The organism is Hymenobacter norwichensis DSM 15439, assembly GCF_000420705.1.
GTDB lineage: Bacteria > Bacteroidota > Bacteroidia > Cytophagales > Hymenobacteraceae > Hymenobacter > Hymenobacter norwichensis.
The window spans coordinates 619,491-639,103 of the sequence record NZ_ATVL01000007.1; the positions used below are offsets into that span (position 1 = coordinate 619,491).

Below are 19,613 nucleotides of genomic sequence, written 5' to 3' on the forward strand. Positions count from 1 at the left end.
GCTACTACCGCTCGTCTTTTCTGGAAATCCGCGAAACGATTCTGCCCTTCAAGAGGTTATAGTAGGCCGATAGAGGCCACCAACCCCGTTTTTTCGCCCGTTTTTTCCGTACTTTTGTGCTATGAATAGCAAACCACAAATCGACTACGACGAGGACGTTCTGTTGCTGGAGGAAACAACGGATGTTCGCGACTTAATCGTGTACAACGACGATATCAACACCTTCGACCACGTCATAAAAACCCTCATGGATGTGTGCGGCCACGAGCCCGAGCAGGCCGAGCAGTGCACGTTGCTGATTCATCATAAAGGCCAGTGCACTGTGAAGCACGGCGTCTACGAGGAACTGGCCGCCATGTGCACCGCCATCCACGACCGGGGCATCTCGGCCGACGTATTATAAATAGTTGGATGGTTGATTGTTGAATTGGTGGTCGTTTCAGCGGCTCGTTGAACAGTCAACAATTTAACAATCAGCTATTCAACAATTCAACTGAATGGACTTTCCTTCCAAACTGATAGAAAACGCCGTCGGGGAGTTGTCTAAACTGCCCGGCATTGGCAAAAAAACCGCCTTGCGCCTTGCGTTGCACCTGCTGAAAGCCGAAACGGATACCACCGCCACGCTGGCCGAGGCACTAGCCAAAATGCGCTTCGACATTCGCTACTGCGACACCTGCCACAACATTTCCGACACGGCCGAGTGCAGCATCTGCGCCAACAAGCTCCGCGACCATAGCATCATCTGCGTGGTATCAGACATCCGCGACGTTATTGCCATCGAAAACACGGGGCAGTACAAAGGCGGCTACCACGTGCTAGGCGGCGTGATTTCGCCCATTGAAGGCGTGGGCCCCAGCGACTTGCAGATTGACTCGCTAGTGGAGCGTATCAGCGCGCCGGAGTCTGAAATCAAGGAGGTTATCTTGGCCATCAGCCCCACGATGGAAGGTGACACTACCGCCTTCTACCTCTCGCGCAAGCTCCGCGACTTTGCCGAAGTGCACATTAGCTCCATTGCCCGCGGCATCCCGATGGGTGGCGAACTGGAGTACGCCGATGAAATTACGCTCGGCCGCAGTATTGTGGAGCGCCAGCGTCAAGCAAAATAATCGTTTGATTACTTGAAGCCATGGGGCCACTGCTTTTTAGCGGTGGCCTTTTGCATTATACTCGGCTTAGCAGTGGCGCGGGAGGTACATATAAGCTATTCGGGGGTTGTTACCTATGTTTGCCAATTCACCTGCTTTACTTCCATGCTCACCGTAGAAAAAATCGGCGGTACGTCCATGAGTGCCTTCGCCGACGTGCTAAGCAACATCATTTTGTACAACCGCACGGGTACAGAGCTGTACAACCGCATTTTTGTGGTGTCGGCGTACGCGGGCGTGACTAACTGGCTGCTGGAGAACAAGAAAACCGGCGAGCCGGGCGTGTATCACCGCATCACCGAGCACAAGAAGTTCCACCAGGCCCTGGCCGAAGTAGCTACCAAACTCAAGGCCCTCAACCGGCAATACGAGCCGCTGGGACTGGATTTGGCCGTGGCCGATGCCTTTATCGAACAGCGCATTCAGGACGCTAAAACCTACCTTAATAGCCTCGTTAATATTCTGGCGTCGGGCTACGTGAGCAGCGCTAATATCCTGCAAGCTGCCCGCGAGATTCTGGCCTCTATTGGTGAAACGCATTCGGCGTTCAACTCGGTGAACATCCTGCAAAACCGCGGCATCAACGCTACGCTGGTGGATTTGAGTGGTTTCCACGACCATAAATCGTACACCATCGACCAGCGTATCCGGCATGCCTTCAAGAAAATCAACTTCGCCGAAACCATCTGCATTGTGACGGGCTACGTGAAGGGCACCGAAGGTATTATGCGCGAATTCGACCGGGGTTACTCCGAGGTGACATTCAGCAAGATAGCCGTAGCGGTGAAGCCCCAGGAGGCCATTATTCACAAGGAGTACCACCTCTGCTCCGCCGACCCTATGATGGTGGGCGTGGACAATTGCCAGCCCGTTGGTTTCACTAACTACGACGTAGCCGACCAACTCGCCGACGTAGGCATGGAGGCTATTCATCCGAAAGCCTCGAAGCCGCTGGAAATCAGTAAGATCAACCTGCGCATCAAGAACACCTTCGAGCCCGAGCACCCCGGCACGCTCATCACCGAAGATTACGTGTCGCCGCAGAAGCGGGTAGAGGTGATTACCGGCACCGATAAGGTGATGATGATTGACGTGTACGACCCGCTGATGGTGGGTGCGGCCGGCTACGACCTGCACATTATGCAGATATTCTATGACTTAGGCATCAGCTACAGCTTCAAGGCTACCAGCGCCAACAGTATTTCGGTGGTTATCTGGGAGAAGGACTTCAACAAGAAGCTGGTGCTGGAGCTACAGGAGAAGTACGAAAAAGTAACGGTGGAGAAGATGGCCATGGTCTGCCTCATCGGCTCCAACATCGACCAGCCGGGCCTGCTGGCCAAAGCCGCCGGTGCCCTGGCCGATGCCGATATCAACATCATGAGTGCTGGTTTTGCCTTGCGCAAAGTGAACATTCAGTTTCTGATTGCCCGCAAAGACTTTAAAGCCGCCGTGGTGGCCTTAAACAAAACCCTGTTTTTCTAGGTACGGGACGTAACGCATAAATCTGTTCCGCGACGAACCGCACTAGTATCTGGTACTGGACCAACGTGTATGAACTCGCGTGGCTCGTCGCAGAACAGATTTACGCGCTACATTCTGATCTGACTCTGCGTACCTTTCGAGGCTACTTCTTGCTTGCTGCCGTCCGTGAAACTTTCCGTTGTTATTGTCAACTACAACGTCTGCTACTTTCTGGAGCAGGCGCTCTTGTCGGTTCGGCGAGCGGTGGAAAAGTTGGGGCTGCCGGTGGAGGTGTTCGTAGTGGACAATAATTCCGTGGACGGTTCGGTAGCCATGGTTCGGGCCCGGTTTCCGGAGGTGATTCTCATTGAAAACCACGACAACCCCGGCTTCTCGAAGGCCAACAACCAGGCCCTGCGCGTAGCCCGCGGCGAGTACGTGCTGCTGCTCAACCCCGATACCGTGGTGGAAGAGGATACCTTCCGGGCCTGCTGCGCGTTTATGGACCATCACCCCAACGCCGGCGGGCTGGGCGTGAAGATGCTGGACGGCCAGGGCAAGTTTCTGCCGGAAAGCAAGCGGGGGCTGCCTACGCCATGGGTGGCGTTCTACAAGATATTCGGGCTGGCCAAGCTGTTTCCGAAGTCGCGCCGGTTTGGGCGCTACCACCTCGGCTTCCTCGACAAAGACCAAACCCACGAGGTGGCAGTGCTGAGCGGAGCCTTTATGCTGATGCGGCAGGTTACGTTGCAGCAAGTCGGGCTGCTCGACGAGGACTACTTCATGTACGGCGAAGACATTGACCTTTCGTACCGCATCACGCAGGGCGGCTGGAAAAACTATTACTTCCCCGGCACCCGCATCATCCACTACAAGGGCGAGAGCACCAAGCGCACGAGCGTCAACTATGTGTTCGTGTTCTACCGGGCCATGGTGATTTTTGCCCGCAAGCACTTCATGCCGGGCCAGGCGGGTCTGTTTTCGGTATTGATAAACGCAGCCATCTGGCTGCGGGCAGGTATGGCGGTGGCCGAGCGCCTGCTAACCCGCGCCGCGCCGGTGCTGCTCGATGTCGGCCTTATTTACGGGGGGCTGTACTTCCTGAAAACCTACTGGGAGCAGAACCATAAGTACGTGCCCACGGCCTATCCGCCGCAGTTTATGTTGGTGGCAGTGCCGGCCTATATTCTGGTGTGGCTGACTTCAGCATACTTCAGCGGCGCCTACGACGAGCCCACCAAAACCTCGCGCATCGTGCGCGGGATTTTCCTGGGCACAGTCCTGATTTCGGCCATCAGCAACTTCTTTGACGCCTGGCGCTTCTCGAAGGCGCTGATTGTGCTGGGGGGCGTGTGGGCCGTGGCGGCTTTGGTGGGTCGGCGGCTGGCCACGCACTTTCTGCGCTACCACGACCTACGCTTGAGTGAGCGGCGGCAGAAAAACGTGGCCATCGTGGGCTCGGGCGTAGAAAGCCTGCGGGTGCGGCAACTACTGGAACACGCGGCGGTGCAGGTCCGCATCATCGGCTACATCACGCCGGAGGTCGGTACAAGTGCCGTTTCTGTTACAGCGGCAGCGCCGGTGTTGGCCGGGGCGGCCTGGGTGACTTCTGGAACCCAATCGGCGGTGCAAGCTGCGGAAACCGCACTAGCTGCTCCCGCCGACGACTTACTGGGCGAAGTGCGGCAGTTGGAAGAAATTATTCGCATCTACGCGCTGGATGAGTTGATTTTTTGCGGCAAAGACTTGTCGGCCAGCCAGATTATTGGGTTGATGGTGAGTTTGCCACAGCACCCGGCTGTTGCCTACAAAATTCTGCCCCAGGATAGCCAGTACATCATTGGTAGCTCGTCGAAAGATGCGCCCGGCGACTACTATGCCCTCGATATTACGCTCAATCTGTTCCGGCCCCAGCAGGTGCGCAACAAGCGCGTACTCGACATTCTGACGGCCCTGCTGCTACTGCTGGCCTCGCCGCTGGTGCTGGGAGTGCAGGAGAATAAGGGTGGATTTGTGCGCAACTGTTTGCGGGTGCTGGGCGGTTCGCGCACTTGGGTAGGCTTGCGCCACGCCGCCACGCCTACCCACATGGCCCGCGCCATCCTCTCGCCCGCCGATGCCACGCAAGTAACTACACCCCTAACCGAGGCCACCCGCCGCCGGCTGGAGCTGCTCTACGCCAAAGACTACGAGCCCGGCACCGACCTGAGTATCATGTTGCGGCGCTTTCGGTGGCTAGGAGTGGAGTAGCGCTACGCTCCGAAGAGCGGTTATTTAGCCACTCCCAGCGGGCTATCCGGGCGTTGGAAATAATAGATTCGCTTTGCGGCGTGGAAGTACTTTAGGACGCTGGCTGCCACGGTAAGCCGGGGTGCCAAAGCAGAAGCAGCAAGGATCCATGTACAGTTGAAAGCCGCTATTCAGCACGTTCAGGCGTATTCTGGAATCCGACTTAGGCGAAAATGCGTGGCTGGAAACCAAATTCGGTGCAGAAGGACAAGAGGGTCTGAAGTCCCTAGATAAGCGGCTAAGGGCAGCGGAAACAGTACGTTGGCCTGTGTAGATAATCCGGGCGCTGATACTGCATAATTATTCTATCCTCAGTACATTCGCCCGGTTCACTAATTCGTCTTTGCCCCCATGTCTCAAGAAGTTACGCTTGCCCCAGAGTCTACCTCTGTCCTGTCCGACCGGATCCTGACCATGCAGGAGTCCCAGACGATAGCCATGGCCAAAAAATCCCGCGAGCTGGCTGCCCAGGGCGTGGATGTTATCAACCTCAGCTTCGGCGAGCCGGATTTCCAGACCCCGCAGTACATCAAGGATGCCGCCAAAGCTGCCCTCGACGAAGGTTACACCTTCTATACACCCGTGCCCGGCTACCCCGAGCTGCGCCAAGCCATCTGCGACAAACTAAAGCGCGACAACAACCTCGACTACAAAAACGAAAACATTGTGGTGAGTACTGGCGCCAAGCAGTCGTTGGCGAATGCCGTGCTAAGCTTGGTGAATCCCGGCGACGAGGTGATTGTGTTTGCGCCGTACTGGGTGAGCTACACCGAAATAGTGAAACTGGCGGAAGGTGTGGTGGTTGAGTTAGTGGGCTCCATCGAAAACGACTTCAAAGTGACGGCCGCCGAGCTGGAGGCTGCCATTACGCCGCGCACCAAGCTCATCATGTACTCTTCGCCCTGCAACCCCACGGGCTCGGTGTTCTCCCGCGACGACCTGGCGGCCATTGCCGACGTGGTAGCGCGCCACGAGCAGGTGCACGTGCTGGCTGATGAGATTTACGAGTACATCAACTTCGTGGGGGACCATGCCAGCATTGCGCAGTTCGCCGACATCAAAGACCGGGTGATTACCGTGAATGGCTTCTCGAAAGGCTACGCCATGACCGGCTGGCGCGTGGGCTACATTGCAGCCCACAAGGATATTGCCAGCGCCTGCGAAAAAATCCAGAGCCAAATTACTTCGGGTACCTGCTCCATTGCCCAGCGCGCTGCTCTGGCCGCTCTGGAAGGAGGCCGCGCCTCGGCTGACGAAATGGTGGAAGCCTACCACCGCCGCCGCGACTTGGTGCTGGAAATGGCCAAGGAAATTCCTGGCCTGCGCACGCCCACGCCCAGCGGCGCGTTCTACGTTTTTCCCGATGTGAGCAGCTTCTTCGGCAAAACTGCCCCCGACGGCCAAGTGATTGAAAACGCCTATGACCTCGCGCTGTTTATCCTGCGTGATGCGCACGTGTCTTGCGTGGATGGCCGGGCCTTTGGGGCGCCGAACTGCATCCGGTTTAGCACCGCTGCCGCCGACGAAAAGCTGCGCGACGCCTTCACCCGCATCAAAAAGAGCTTAGCCACCTTAGTATAAAGTAGCGGCGCCAACCAATTGGCACCGCATACAAGGCGAGTAGCCGGCTACTGTACCATTTAGGGCAGGGCTAGCTACTCGCCTTGTTCATTTCAGCAAGTGAAAGTCGGCGTTAGAGTTACCTTTGCGGCTTCACTGAATCCGTCAGAATGCCTGTCCCAGCCGCCCTCACCACCTTACCCGAGCTGTTTAATGCCTTCAATCAGCTACGTGTGCTTATTGTAGGCGACGTGATGATGGATGCCTACGTGTGGGGTAAAGCCACCCGCCTTTCGCCGGAAGCCCCCGTGCCTGTTGTGAATGTGAGTCGTATGGAAAACCGCCTCGGCGGAGCCGCCAACGTGGCTCTGAACGTGCAGGCGCTCGGGGCCACACCGCTGCTGTGCGCCGTAATCGGTGAGGACCAAGGCGGCAATCAACTGGTGGACTTGTTGCACAGCACTGGCCTTTCGGCCGAAGGTATCGTGCGCAGTTCGTACCGCCCGACCACCGTGAAACAGCGGATTCTGGCGCAAGGGCAGCAGTTGCTTCGCATCGATTCGGAAGTGGAAACCGACCTCAACGCCGAGGAAAACAAGCAGCTCACAACCCGCTACGAAATGCTTTTGGCGCAAGCTGATGTGGTAATTTTTGAGGATTACGACAAGGGGGTGCTCACCGAAGCCGGCATTCACCACTTCATTGCACTGGCGCGGCAGCGCGGCATTCCCACCGTGGTTGACCCCAAGAAAAAGAACTTCTTGGCCTACCAGCACTGCACTTTGTTCAAGCCTAACCTGAAAGAGCTGCGCGAAGGCCTGAAGCTGGAATTTGGGGAGCCGGATACCGACCGCACCGGGTTTGAAGCAGCCGTAGCTCGCCTGCGAGAGGTGCTGACGCCGGAAATCGTGCTGGTAACGCTTTCCGAGCATGGCGTATTCGCGCAGCGCCAGCAGGAAAAAACCTACCTGCCGGCTCACCTACGTTCCATTTCCGACGTATCCGGTGCCGGTGACACGGTGATTAGCATTGCGGCGCTCTGCGTAGCCCTTGGCTTGCCTGTAGCGGTTATGGCAGCATTGGCTAACCTTGGGGGTGGCTTGGTTTGTGAGCAGGTGGGTGTGGTGCCCATCGAGAAGCAGCTACTGCTGGAAGAGGCGCAGCAAGTGGGGTTGTTGAAGTAGCGCTTACTGTGATGGCGCCATCACCTGTACTGAATCTACCCCGAACCAGATGGCTAGCCGCGTGTTTACCCCAAAGCCAGGCATTGTAGACAAGTCGTCGGGAGGAAGAAAGTTGAAGCGGTTGGTGAGAGGTGGGAGAGGGGGCACCCGAAGGACAGTGTGGGGCGTACGGCCCGCGTACTGTAATGCTTGGAAGCGTTGCTCCCATTGGCGCGCAAATTCAGGCGCATCATGCTGTAAGTCTAGGTAAGCTCGTCCACTTGAAATAAATACCACGATGAGCAGTACAAAAGCTAACAATGTACGCACCGCCGGTGAGGCTGCTGGTACGGTAGCCGGTTCAGTGGGTAAACTCGCCCAGGAAGCAACTATCCAACCCAGCAGCCACCACCAGACCATAGCGTTGGTGGCCCGTGGTAACAAAGGAGGTCGAGGGAGCATGAGGGCATAGGGAACAGCGGCTAACATCACGCCTACCACCAGAACAATAGCACTAAGTAGCAAGGGCAACTTCAAGCCTAGCGGCCGAGCTGGCAACGTTCGGGCAGCTAGTGGTGCCAATACCAGCGTCAGTATCGGCGCAATCAACATGTAAGGCTCCACGAACAAGTAGCGCAACAGTATCACCAAACGTGAAGCGGCTTCCCACGCAGAAGCGGCTGGAACTACGGCGCCATCGAGGTGTTGGCGTGCGGTGTTGCCTGGTGCTAGTACCGATATGGTGCCGCATATGACTAAGAGAATGCCTAATCCTATCCAAATTCGGAGGCTATAATACTGCCGCCGAAATAAGCTTATACCGGCCGCCACGGCCATCAGCCAGCAAAGTTGGATGAGCGTAAGCTCATTGGAGCCAGCGGCGGCAATGGTACCTACGACGGCTGCTAGGCCCCACGCTCTTCGCGAGTTACAGTTGGAAGCACGGTGCAGCCGTTCCACCGCCAGCGGAACCAGTACCAGCAGCCAGGTAGCCACCTGGTACACCGCAATTTCGGTGAAGTAGTACAGGACAGAAAACCGGTAGGGGGCTAGCGCCACATACACCAAGCTCAAGCCAGCAGCCAGTAATCCTGCCTCACGGCGACGAAGCTGCTGACCTGTGAGGCGGCGTACAAATAAATACAGCACCACAATACGTAGCAGGTGGCTAATAGCAGCCACCAGTTTAACTCCAGCCAGCCATCTATAGCTCAGAGGGTTAAATGCATATAAAAGAAAATTGCTGAAATAACGCCCTGACCAGTTTTGAAAAAGATAAGGTTGAGCCCCCCATATACCATGGTTGAACGTGTCCGAGGATACAGAGAAATCGCACCCAAACGGCTGGTTATAGAGGCACAGCGCTAAAAAGGGTAACAACCCTAGCCCTATACCAATAGTTAAAAGTGCCAAGCGGTGAGAAGTAGCCCACCGCATTACTTGTGAATAGGGCATAAAGGATTCGATTAAACACAATGCAGCCCGCTACAAGCGGGCTGCGGTAGTAATAAGCATAAAGTGCCTGACTGCCTAACGCAAGGTTGGGCTATACTCCTTCACGGTTTCGATGAACACCTTCACGTTGTCGGGATTAGTATCGGGGTAGACGCCGTGGCCGAGGTTGGCAATGTGGCGGTGCGGGCCAAACTGGTCGAGCATGGCGATGGTAGCGGCGCGCACCTGCGCGGGCGTGCCGTACAGGGCGCAAGGGTCGAGGTTGCCCTGCAGGGTTTTGTCGCCTACTAACGGGCGCACAACGCGGGCGTCCTGATTCCAGTCTAGGCCGATGGTGCGGCAGGGGAGGGTGGCAAACTCTTCCACAGCCCAGAAGGCACCTTTGGCAAACACTGTAACGGGTACTTCAGGAATGGCCCGGCAGATTTCGGCAATGTAGCGCGTGCTGAACTCCTGATAGTGCGCGGGCGGCAGAATCCCAGCCCACGAATCAAATATCTGCACGATGTTGGCCCCAGCCTCTACCTGCGCTTTCAGGTAGGCAATAGTGGTGGCGGTAATTTTGGCGAGCAACTCGTGGGCCAAGGCGGGCTCAGCGTAGAGCATGCGGCGGGCTTTACTGAACGTTTTCGAGCCGTGGCCTTCCACCATGTAGGCCATAATGGTCCAGGGGGCACCGGCAAACCCGATGAGCGGTACCCGGCCATTGAGGGCCCGCTTGGTCACGCGCAGGGCTTCTAGTACGTAGCCCAAGTGCTCCTCGGGGTCGGCAACGCGCATCCGGGCCACGTCGTGCGCGGTTTTGATTGTTTCGGGGAACAGCGGCCCTTTGGCTTCCAGCATTTCGTAGGTGAGGCCCATGGCTTCGGGCACTACTAGAATGTCGGAGAAGATGATGGCAGCGTCTACGTCCAATGCATCCACGGGCTGGATGGTGACTTCGGCAGCCAACTCAGGTGTTTCCACCAGCTCTTTAAAGCCGCTCAGGCGGCCTCGCAAGGCGCGGTATTGGGGGAGAATGCGGCCGGCCTGGCGCATCAGCCAGACGGGGGTACGTTCGGTTTCTTCGCCGCGAGCGGCCCGGAGGAGGAGGTCGTTTTTAAGCACTGATTTTGCAGATTATTCGGAGTGCGCTGATTCGCTGCCGCAAAGGTAAGGCCTGCTGAGTAAGGGAATGGCTGCTATTCCTGAAACAGCGCCTTTATAGCCGACGCCAAAAAATTCACACCAATAGCCAGCGTGATAAAGCCCATGATGCGCGCCAGCGCTGCCATGCCCGGCCGCCCCAGAAACCGGGTGAGTCTGAGCGACGACATCAAAATAACGTAAGCCGCCAGCGCCACTAGCACGAAGCCCAGTACAATCAAACCCATGTCTAGGTAGCTCAGCTTCTCGGTAAATAGCCCGATGCACACGGCCATGGAGCCTGGCCCCGACAGCATGGGCATGGCCAGCGGCGTGAAGGATATATCATCCTTGTGCATGCTCTCCTCCAGCGTCTCTTCCGATACCTTCGAGCGGTTGCCGCCGGGCGTAAGCAAGTCGAAAGCAGAGCGCATGAGTAGGATGCCGCCCGCAATGCGCAAATGGTGAATGTTGATGCCAAAAAAGTTGAGCACGTACTGCCCCGCGAAAAACGATACCGACAGCACCCCAATCATATAAAGGCAGGCCCGCAGGCCAATGTTGGCGCGTTCGGCGGGCGAATCTTCTTCGGTCAGGGTCAGGAATACGGGCATGGCTCCAAACGGATTGACAACCGAGAAGAGCGTGGTGAAGGTGGCGAGTAGAATTTCCATGACGGGTAGCCGGTGCAAGGCCCGGCAAAGGTACGCGGCCTGATAGAAGCGGCAATCCAGGAAAGTACTATGTTTGAAAGGTCAACCGCTGGCTCACATTAGCGTACAAATCCCAGCCTCACGGCAAAAAACAAATAACGCACAGCAAACAGGATGGCAATCTGCCCCACACAGACCTGTAGTTCGTTGTTTTCTGCCTTGGCAGGTGCGCTCTTCACTCTTAATACCCACCCACCTGTGCCTAACCTCAACGCTCCGCTCTGGCTTCTCATAGCGCATGGCTTCACTCTTCTACTTGCTATAATGGCCGTTGTGGCCACCTTGCTGCCGCTTTTGCGCCAAACGGCCTGGTGGATACGAGTATTCGATTTTCCGCGCCTCCAAATTGTGGGCATAACCTTGCTCACGCTGGGCGCTACGGCGATGCTGGGGTGGCACCAACTGCCAGGCTGGGCCGGCTTGAGTGCTATGGGCGCCTTGGGCATTGTGGTAGCTTATCAGTCGGTGCGGATTGCGCCTTACACGCCGCTAGTGGGCAAGCAAGTGGGTGATAGTACGCTGAAGGATGGGCAACGCCACCTAAGCTTAGCCGTGATGAACGTGCTGCAATTCAACAAGGAAGGCGCCAAAGCCTTAGCTACACTACAGCAAGCCGACCCCGACGTTATCATGGCTGTGGAAACCGATAAGTGGTGGTACGAGCAGTTGAAGCCTCTGGAAAAGACGCACCCCTACACCTGCCACGAGCCGCTCGATAACACCTATGGCCTATTGTTCTTTTCGCGGCTGCCGCTGGAAGCATGCCAAGTGAAATACCTGCTCGACGATGATGTGCCTTCCCTGCACTCCCGGGTGCAGCTACCCGACGGTAAAACTTGGGTGCGACTCTACGGCTTGCACCCTAAGCCGCCGGCACCCGCCGAATCGAAAACCAGTACCAAGCGCGACGCCGAATTGCTATTAGTGGGCAAGGAGATAGAGCAGCACAAAGAACCGACCATCGTATTCGGTGACATGAACGACGTAGCATGGTCGCACACCTCTGAACTGTTTCGCCGGGTGAGCGGGCTGATGGATCCGCGTGTAGGCCGCGGCCTGCTCCCTACGTTTCATGCCGATTATACGGCCCTACGTTGGCCTCTCGACCACGTATTTGTTTCGCCTGATTTCAAGGTAGACGATATGGAGCGCCTACCATACGTGGGCTCCGACCATTTTCCTATCTACATCAAGCTCAGCTACGAGCCCGAGTGCAAGGAAGAGCAGGAGGAAAACGCCGAGCAAGCCGACGCCGACGACCACCAGGAAGCCAATGAAAAGATTCAGGAGGGCTTCCAAGAAGAAGCCGAAGAAGAGGCTGAAGAAGCTGCTAATCCGGAGAAGCAGCGAAAGGAACTAACCACCTGATTGACGCACTTTTCAGCTTGAACCTATCAAGCACACCCAATGCCCGCCCGACATACAGTTGGCCGGGCATTTTTGCGTCTGCCGCCAGACGGAAAAGCGTATGTAAGCCTCGGCATAGTCAGTAACATCACACTGCTTGAAACCTGCTTATCTAATGAACAGCCTATACTTACTAGCGTTGCTTCCTCCCGAACCAGTTTTTTCAGAAACGTGGGCGTTGAAGCAGGAAGTCCACCGCCTCACAGGCAGCCGCAATGCTGTGCGCCTACCCCCGCATATCACCCTAATTCCGCCGTTGCACCAGCCCGATGAGTTTGAGGCCAGATGCACAGCGGCACTGACTGGGTTTGTGGCAACGCAATCAGCTTTTGAAGTAGGGTTGCGCGATTTTGCCTGGTTTGGTAACCGTACATTGTTTGTAGAGGTTAATGAAGCGGCGGCCATCCAAACCTTTCACGCGGCTCTCGTTGCGTGGTGTGCGTTGCACCTGCCAGAAGTACCGCGTGAGCAGCGGCCCTTCACACCTCACCTCACGCTAGCCACCCGCGACCTGCCAACCACACAAGTGCCAGAGTTACGTCAGCTTTTCGCGGCTCGTTCGTATGCTGCCTCATTCCCGGTGGAAGCTCTTACGCTTTTTCGCCACAACGGCCAGCAGTGGCAGCCCTGCGCTACGTTTGAATTAGGTCTTGGACTAGCCGACCATTTGTAGAGATGCAACAATTCGCGGCTCGTCGCTGCCGACGTTGTTGGCTACTGCATCATCCAAATGGTTTAGATACTGAGCCGGGGAATGTCACGTTTCTACATCGTGCCTCTAACAAAAAAAGGCCCGAAGCAATACGCTTCGGGCCTTTTTTTTAGTTAGCAACTATTACTTGTTGCCTACTTCTTCGTAATCCACGTCCGTCACGTTGTCGTGGGGCTGGCCTTGGGCACCGTTGCCACCAGGCTGGCCGGCACCACCAAAGGGGTTGCCACCGTCGGCACCAGGTTGGCCTTCGGCACCGCCTTGGGTAGCGGCGTACATCTCTTGCGAGGCAGCCTGCCAAGCAGCGTTGATGGCCTCCATAGCGGTGTCAATCTGGCTGATGTCTTTGCTCTCGTGGGCCTTCTTCAGGTCAGCAAGGGCGTTTTCAACGGCCGTTTTGTTGCCAGCGCTTAGTTTGTCGCCGTACTCTTTCAACTGCTTTTCGGTCTGGAAGATCATCGAGTCAGCAGCATTCACCTTGCCAATACGCTCGGTTTCGGCTTTGTCGGCGTCGGCGTTGGCTGCGGCTTCGTTGCGCATCCGCTCGATGTCGGCATCGGTAAGGCCCGACGAAGCTTCGATGCGGATTTTCTGCTCTTTGCCAGTGCCTTTATCTTTAGCTGATACGTGCAGGATACCATTGGCGTCGATATCGAAGGTTACTTCGATTTGCGGTACGCCGCGGGGTGCTGGCGGAATGCTGTCGAGGTGGAAACGACCGATAGTGCGGTTTTGCGAAGCCAACGGACGCTCGCCTTGCAACACGTGGATTTCCACCGAAGGCTGGTTGTCGGAAGCCGTCGAGAAGGTTTCCGACTTCTTGGTAGGAATGGTCGTGTTCGACTCGATGAGCTTGGTCATTACGCCGCCCATCGTCTCGATACCCAACGAAAGCGGCGTAACGTCGAGCAGGAGCACGTCTTTCACTTCACCGGTCAGTACACCACCTTGGATAGCAGCACCGATGGCCACTACTTCGTCGGGGTTAACACCTTTCGAAGGCTTCTTGCCGAAGAACTTCTCCACTTCTTCCTGGATGCGCGGGATACGGGTCGAACCACCTACGAGGATAACCTCGTTGATATCCGACGTGCTTAGGCCTGCGTCTTGCAGAGCCTTCTTCACTGGCTCCATCGAACGACGAACCAGGTTATCAGCTAGCTGCTCGAACTTAGCACGGCTCAGTTTCACCACCAAGTGCTTGGGACCTGAAGCAGTAGCCGTTACGTATGGCAGGTTGATTTCCGTCTCAGTCGAAGACGACAACTCCACTTTAGCTTTCTCAGCAGCTTCTTTTAATCGCTGAAGAGCCATAGCATCTTTACGCAGGTCGAGGCCTTCGTTTTCGCTGGCGAACGTCTCAGCCAGGAAGTTGATGATTACTTGGTCGAAGTCGTCACCACCAAGGTGGGTGTCACCATTGGTAGAAAGTACTTCAAATACACCGTCGCCGAGCTCCAAGATGGAGATATCGAAGGTACCACCACCCAGGTCGTACACAGCAATCTTTTGGTCGGTGTGCTTCTTATCGAGGCCGTACGCCAGAGCAGCGGCGGTAGGCTCATTGATGATACGTTTTACGTCGAGGCCGGCAATGGCACCTGCTTCTTTGGTGGCCTGGCGCTGGGCGTCGTTGAAGTAGGCCGGAACCGTAATAACGGCTTCGGTTACGGTGGTGCCTAAGTAATCTTCAGCGGTTTGCTTCATTTTCTGAAGCACCATGGCCGAAATTTCCTGCGGCGTATACTGCCGGTCACCAATTTGTACGGCTACCGTGTTGTTGGCACCCCGTACGAGCTGGTAAGAAACGTTTTTGGCTTCTTCGGTCACTTCGCCAAAAGAGCGGCCCATGAAGCGCTTAATCGACTGAAGCGTGTTAGTGGGGTTGGTAATGGCCTGACGCTTGGCCGGGTCACCGACTTTCCGCTCACCTTTGCCATTGTCGAGGAACGCCACGATGGAAGGAGTGGTGCGGCGGCCTTCGCTATTTGGAATAACCACTGGCTCGTTGCCTTCCATTACGGCGACGCACGAGTTGGTAGTGCCGAGGTCAATACCGATTATTTTGCCCATTTGAATGGTTGTTATGTAGTAAGTTGAGGTGTCAGGTTGTGTTGCGAATCACTCGCACCGGGGGAATTACAAGGCTCGTACCATCCCCGAGAAAAGGCTTTCTTTGTGACAGATTGTCATTTTTAGAGGCCTCAGTTCGTGAATCCCCGCCGGACTGACTTCTACGGAATTTATAACTGCAGGATATGCTGACACAGGGGCAGGATGAGGATAAAGCTCAGCAGCGGCAGCCGATAAAGCCGCTCGTCTGGAACTAGGCACGCAGTTCTTTCAAAGAGTTGGTCGGACTCCTGCGGCGTCGGGCCGAGAACCGACGGACGTTTTGCCGCCCAAAAACTCCTGAATTGTCTGTTCCCATAGCGCCTTATACTTGCGCCAATACGGCTCGTGGCCAGAGCCGGGGAAATCCTGGCGTTGCTTGGGGCCACGCAGAGCCGCATAAATGGCGTCGGTTTCCGGGCGGGTTACGCGCGGGTCGGCGGTGCCCCACATCAGAAGCGTGGGCGTGCTGATGCGGGCTCCATAAGCGGTGGCGTCGAGGTCGAAGGCCCAGAAGTTGTTTTCCACGCCGCCCCAGAATACCAGCAGGTTGGCCATCGGGAACGATGGGACGTGCATAGAGCGGAAGCGGCTTTGGGCCGTTTCAAGCATGGAGCCGTAAGGGCATTCCAGCACGTTGGCAGTGGGGCGCACGCCTAGCTCGGCCTCGGCGCGCAACGTGGCCACGGCCCCCATCGAGTTGGCGTAGATAAACACTGCGCCGGGGCGGCGTTGCAGCCAGCGCGTTACAGCGGCCACGTCGGCGGCTTCGTGGTGGCCGACGGTGCAAACGTTGCCCGCGGAGCCGCCGTTGCCGGTAAAGTCGGTCAGCAGCACGTTGTAGCCGAGGCGGCGAAACGTAGCCGCTTCAGTCAGGAGCTTACTTTTGGAGCTGGTATAGCCGTGGAACAGCGCTACCGTGCCTCGCGCGTGCGGCACGGCCCCGTACCACGCCTCCAGCCGGCCGTTGGGGCCATTTAGGTAGATGGTCCGGTACGGGAAAACCGGCGTCTGGTGATTGACAGGTTTGGGGTTTTTGATGCCGGTCAGCAGCACCCACAACTTTTGGGCGGCCGTCAGCTGCTCGGGATTATCGGTGTGGGTACCCGTTTCGGTGGTGAAATGGGTGAAGCGCCACGCGTGAAAAGCCGCTACCACGTTCATAGCACTAAACGCCAAGACTGCCAGCAGTAGCAGGCGCATTGGCCATTTACGCCGGCGTGCCATTAGCTCCGGCCGCCCCGGCCGCCGGCTGTTCCGCGTCCTGCCGATTTTGGGCCGGGCTTGCTACCGGTTTTGCCGGGCGTTGACTTTGGGCCACCGGTGGGCTTAGCTTTGAACGTACCACTGGTAGGCTTGGCATTACGGCCGGAACCTCGTACGCCAGCAGCCCGCGCATCACCTTTCGTCTTGCCACCTGATGTACCACCGAAACCGCCTCGGTTGTACCCACCGGCGCTGTTTTGGTTGGATTTGGCCGTGCCGGGTCGGACGCCGCCGGGCCAATATTCCGAGGTTTTGCCAGGCGTTTTGAAAGTGCCTGCCGCGGCAGTTTGGGCAGCCATGTCTTCTTTCAGGGCTTGAACTTCCTCGATGGTCAATTCGCGCCATTTGCCGGGTTCCAAGCCTTCTACGCGCAAATCGGCAATGGCTACGCGCACCAGGCGCAGGGTGGGGAAGCCTACGGCCGCCGTCATCTTGCGCACCTGCCGGTTCATACCCTGCGAAATGGTAATTTCAATCCAGCTGGTTGGGATGTTGGCTCGGAAACGTACCGGCTTGCTGCGGAGCCACAGCTCGGTATCATTAGGTAGCAGGCGGGCTTCGGCGGGAGAAGTAAAGCCGCTTTTAATGTCTACGCCGCGGCGCAGGGTTTCCAGCGCTTCTTCGGTCGGGGTGCCTTCCACCTGCACCCAGTAGGTTTTAGCTACTTTAAACCGGGGCTCGGAGAGGCGGTGCTGGAGCTGCTTATCGTCGGTGAGGAGTACTAGGCCCTCAGAGTCGAAATCCAGCCGCCCAACTGGGTAGATATTCGGAATAGCCACGAAATCCTTGAGCGTGGCGCGGCCTTGCTCGTCGGTGAATTGGGTGAGGACTTCGTAGGGTTTGTTGACCAAAATGTAGCGCATGATGCAAAGGTACCACGCGGGGCTATATAACAGTGCCTGCGAAGGACTCAACACTTGGCGTTTCGGCATCCGCGCCGCTTAGGTCGTCCGGTTAAACAACATCAGTAACAACGAGACGCCAGGTATGGCGTCTATACATCGTTCTGTCAGACAGGTTTATACCCCGCCTGAGTACTTGCGCGTAGCCCATTCCGCCGTTACAAGGGCCAGAATTAGGAAGAACAGCCATTTCAGGTTGATGAGGTCCTTGAGGTCTTCCTGCGAGTAGATGACGGGCTTGTAGTCGGCCTTGAGAATATCCTGGGTGAGTTGGGCGAATTGCTGCGGATAATACAGCCGCGAGTTGCTGCGGCGCGCCAGCTGGTACAGCAGATTGTGGTCGGCGCGCGAATCGAGGGCTTCCAGCTGTTGCTCCTGAATCAGTAGCTCGCCTTGGTCTTGCTGGGCCTGGCCGCTTAGCATGGCGCGGGCCGCATAGCGGTATACGCCGCCGGGCAGCGTGCCGAGGTGCAGCGGCGCGCCATCTTCGGAGTTGGTGTAGCTGAAGGTGCGCGTTTTTTTCTGCTCGTCGGTGAGCGTGAGCGTGATTTGTTGGCCGTAGGTGCGCTCGAAAATGGCGTTGTAGGTTTCGGCCCCAAACGTAACGTCGTCTTGGGTGCTGAAGGCGTCCTGGGTGGGGTACACATCAAGGCGCTTTTTGTTGGCGTTCTGGGTGAGCAGCTGAAGCGTGCGAATCACGAGCCGGTCGTACGCCTCGGGCTGGTCGTCGTGCTCCACGGCTTCCTGGAGGCGCCACTGCCAGCTGCCATCCGTGAGCAGCGTGGCCTGCCGTTGCGTGCCCGAACCACCAAAAACGAGCAGTGGCTTCTGCGTCCGCAAGCGACCCACCTGCTGATACAGCGCCACTTCGGCCCCGCCGCCCAAGCGCAAATCCCCGAATGGCACTGGCGCGGGTGGGTACGCTGCAAACCGGCGTAACGCTTCTTCCTCGAACGTGAACCGCGAAAAAGCAGGGTTCAGCACGGGCGTTACGTCATCAGTTTGGGTGCCGCGGGGCAGGATGGTAAGGCCGGTGCCCGCGCTGTTGTAGGCGTTGAAGTCGGACTGTGCGCCCACAATATAGAGGGCCGGAATGCGGCGGCTGCGCACTTGGGCCAGCACTTCGGCGCCCTCACCGCTACGGGCCGGCAGTTGGTGCAATATGGCTACGTCGTAGTCCTGACTTTTCAGCGGGCTGATGCCGGGCAGGTAAGTAACCAAGTCAAAGTTGTCGTTTTGCTGAATGGCGGCCCGCAGCGCTTTCAGGTCGGGGTGCGGCGCGGCCCCGGCCAGCAGCACCCGCAGCTTGCCTTTCACGACTTCGATATAAGCGAATTTGCTGTTGTTGAGCGTGGTAAGCTCTCCGGTTTGGGGCTCCACTACCACTTCGTAGCGGCGTTTGCCGGGTGCCGGAGCTACTACCGTAAAAGTGATTTTGGTGCGGCGCTGGCCGGCAGGCAGACGTACCCGTTGGGTTTGCAATACCCGGCCGTTTTCGCGCAGCCGCACGATGGCGGTGCCGCCCGCAAACCCGTCATAGGTCATTTCGGCCTCAATCGGGAATTTGTTGCCGCTGAACGCCACCCGGTTGTAATTCAGCGCAGGCAGGCTTAGGTCTTTCTTGGGCAGCGTATCGCCCACGGCTACCGAGTAGATCGGGAAGTTGAACTCAGAATACGTTGGCGACTGGCCCTGGTTCACAATGCCATCCGACACCAGCACCACGCCGGCCAGGTTGCGCCCCTCATACGTTTCGCGCACACCAGTCAGCAGCCCGTTCAGGTCGGTGGCCGGGGCCGTGAAGCGCACAGAATCGGGCGCGACGGAGCGGCTAGTACTAGGGCCGAGCGTGCGGGTTTCCACCTCGAAGCCCCGGCCGCGCAACGTTTCGGCAAGCTGTTGCAGCCCGGTTTGGGCCTGGCTCAGCACAGCGGGGGGCGTAAACAGCCCCACCGACTGCGAGTTATCGACGGCCAATACAACCGTGGGCTTTTCAGTGGTATTGGTAGTGGTTTTCAGGAACGGGGAGAGCAGCAGAAAGCACAGAAAGCTCACTACCGCAAAGCGCAGGGCTGCCAGCCCGTAGTTTATCGCCTTGCTCCACGGCGCTTTCGCCGAATACAACAGCGCCGCGTAGCCCGCGCCCACGGCCAGGCACAGCAGAATCAACCAGGGAGAAGCAGCGACGGAAATCAAAGACAGGAATAGCGAGTGAGAGTATCAAGAACCCCGAAACCAGCCGGGAAGTTGCTTGCGAAGGTAGTGGCAGAGTTGGTTAGCCAAAGTAGGAAGTT

15 protein-coding genes are annotated in these 19,613 nt (G+C 57.1%); 8 read left to right on the forward strand and 7 right to left on the reverse strand.

Going from position 1 to position 19,613, the window contains the following annotated elements; translation table 11 throughout:
• Positions 1–121: 121 nt before the first annotated feature.
• From G536_RS0108860 to G536_RS0108885, 6 genes are all read left to right on the forward strand, one after another.
• Positions 122–403, forward strand: coding sequence for an ATP-dependent Clp protease adaptor ClpS (locus G536_RS0108860; protein WP_022823237.1), 282 nt, complete (start codon positions 122–124; stop codon positions 401–403).
• A 94-nt stretch (positions 404–497) separates the two neighbouring features.
• On the forward strand, positions 498–1,112 hold the full coding sequence (recR, locus tag G536_RS0108865) for a recombination mediator RecR (RefSeq protein WP_022823238.1): 615 nt from the start codon (positions 498–500) through the stop codon (positions 1,110–1,112).
• Between the two features lie 144 nt (positions 1,113–1,256).
• On the forward strand, positions 1,257–2,636 hold the full coding sequence (locus tag G536_RS0108870) for an aspartate kinase (protein WP_022823239.1): 1,380 nt from the start codon (positions 1,257–1,259) through the stop codon (positions 2,634–2,636).
• Between the two features lie 165 nt (positions 2,637–2,801).
• Entirely contained in the window at positions 2,802–4,865 is a 2,064-nt protein-coding gene (locus tag G536_RS0108875) for a glycosyltransferase family 2 protein (protein ID WP_026879984.1), read from the forward strand.
• Positions 4,866–5,255: 390 nt separating this feature from the next.
• Positions 5,256–6,485 carry a pyridoxal phosphate-dependent aminotransferase gene (locus G536_RS0108880; protein WP_022823241.1) on the forward strand — a complete coding sequence of 410 codons (1,230 nt, stop codon included), beginning with the start codon at positions 5,256–5,258 and terminating at the stop codon, positions 6,483–6,485.
• 149 nt (positions 6,486–6,634) lie between these two features.
• A complete protein-coding gene (locus G536_RS0108885; protein WP_022823242.1) occupies positions 6,635–7,648 on the forward strand; it encodes a bifunctional heptose 7-phosphate kinase/heptose 1-phosphate adenyltransferase in 1,014 nt (337 codons plus the stop codon).
• Between the two features lie 3 nt (positions 7,649–7,651).
• Here the strand turns inward: G536_RS0108885 and G536_RS0108890 are convergent, their stop codons facing one another.
• The 3 genes from G536_RS0108890 to G536_RS0108900 form a co-directional block, all read right to left on the reverse strand.
• Positions 7,652–8,809: a DUF6056 family protein gene (locus G536_RS0108890; protein WP_022823243.1), complete on the reverse strand. Its 1,158-nt coding sequence runs from the start codon at positions 8,807–8,809 to the stop codon at positions 7,652–7,654.
• Between the two features lie 348 nt (positions 8,810–9,157).
• On the reverse strand, positions 9,158–10,189 hold the full coding sequence (hemE, locus tag G536_RS0108895; RefSeq protein ID WP_022823244.1) for a uroporphyrinogen decarboxylase: 1,032 nt from the start codon (positions 10,187–10,189) through the stop codon (positions 9,158–9,160).
• 74 nt (positions 10,190–10,263) lie between these two features.
• Positions 10,264–10,881, reverse strand: a complete 618-nt coding sequence (locus G536_RS0108900; protein WP_022823245.1) for a MarC family protein — start codon at positions 10,879–10,881, stop codon at positions 10,264–10,266.
• 303 nt (positions 10,882–11,184) lie between these two features.
• Between G536_RS0108900 and G536_RS27050 the strand changes: the two genes are divergently transcribed.
• Positions 11,185–12,288, forward strand: a complete 1,104-nt coding sequence (locus tag G536_RS27050) for an endonuclease/exonuclease/phosphatase family protein (protein ID WP_022823246.1) — start codon at positions 11,185–11,187, stop codon at positions 12,286–12,288.
• 154 nt (positions 12,289–12,442) lie between these two features.
• Positions 12,443–13,000: a 2'-5' RNA ligase family protein gene (locus tag G536_RS0108910; protein WP_022823247.1), complete on the forward strand. Its 558-nt coding sequence runs from the start codon at positions 12,443–12,445 to the stop codon at positions 12,998–13,000.
• A 162-nt stretch (positions 13,001–13,162) separates the two neighbouring features.
• Here the strand turns inward: G536_RS0108910 and dnaK are convergent, their stop codons facing one another.
• The 4 genes from dnaK to G536_RS0108930 form a co-directional block, all read right to left on the reverse strand.
• Positions 13,163–15,112, reverse strand: a complete 1,950-nt coding sequence (dnaK, locus tag G536_RS0108915) for a molecular chaperone DnaK (RefSeq protein ID WP_022823248.1) — start codon at positions 15,110–15,112, stop codon at positions 13,163–13,165.
• 270 nt (positions 15,113–15,382) lie between these two features.
• Positions 15,383–16,354, reverse strand: coding sequence for an alpha/beta hydrolase (locus tag G536_RS27055; RefSeq protein WP_071837698.1), 972 nt, complete (start codon positions 16,352–16,354; stop codon positions 15,383–15,385).
• A gap of 23 nt (positions 16,355–16,377) precedes the next feature.
• The gene (locus G536_RS31750; RefSeq protein ID WP_022823250.1) at positions 16,378–17,280 is read right to left on the reverse strand and encodes a pseudouridine synthase; all 903 of its coding nucleotides are present in this window, start codon (positions 17,278–17,280) and stop codon (positions 16,378–16,380) included.
• A 156-nt stretch (positions 17,281–17,436) separates the two neighbouring features.
• Positions 17,437–19,515: a VWA domain-containing protein gene (locus G536_RS0108930; RefSeq protein WP_245575776.1), complete on the reverse strand. Its 2,079-nt coding sequence runs from the start codon at positions 19,513–19,515 to the stop codon at positions 17,437–17,439.
• Positions 19,516–19,613 lie beyond the last annotated feature (98 nt).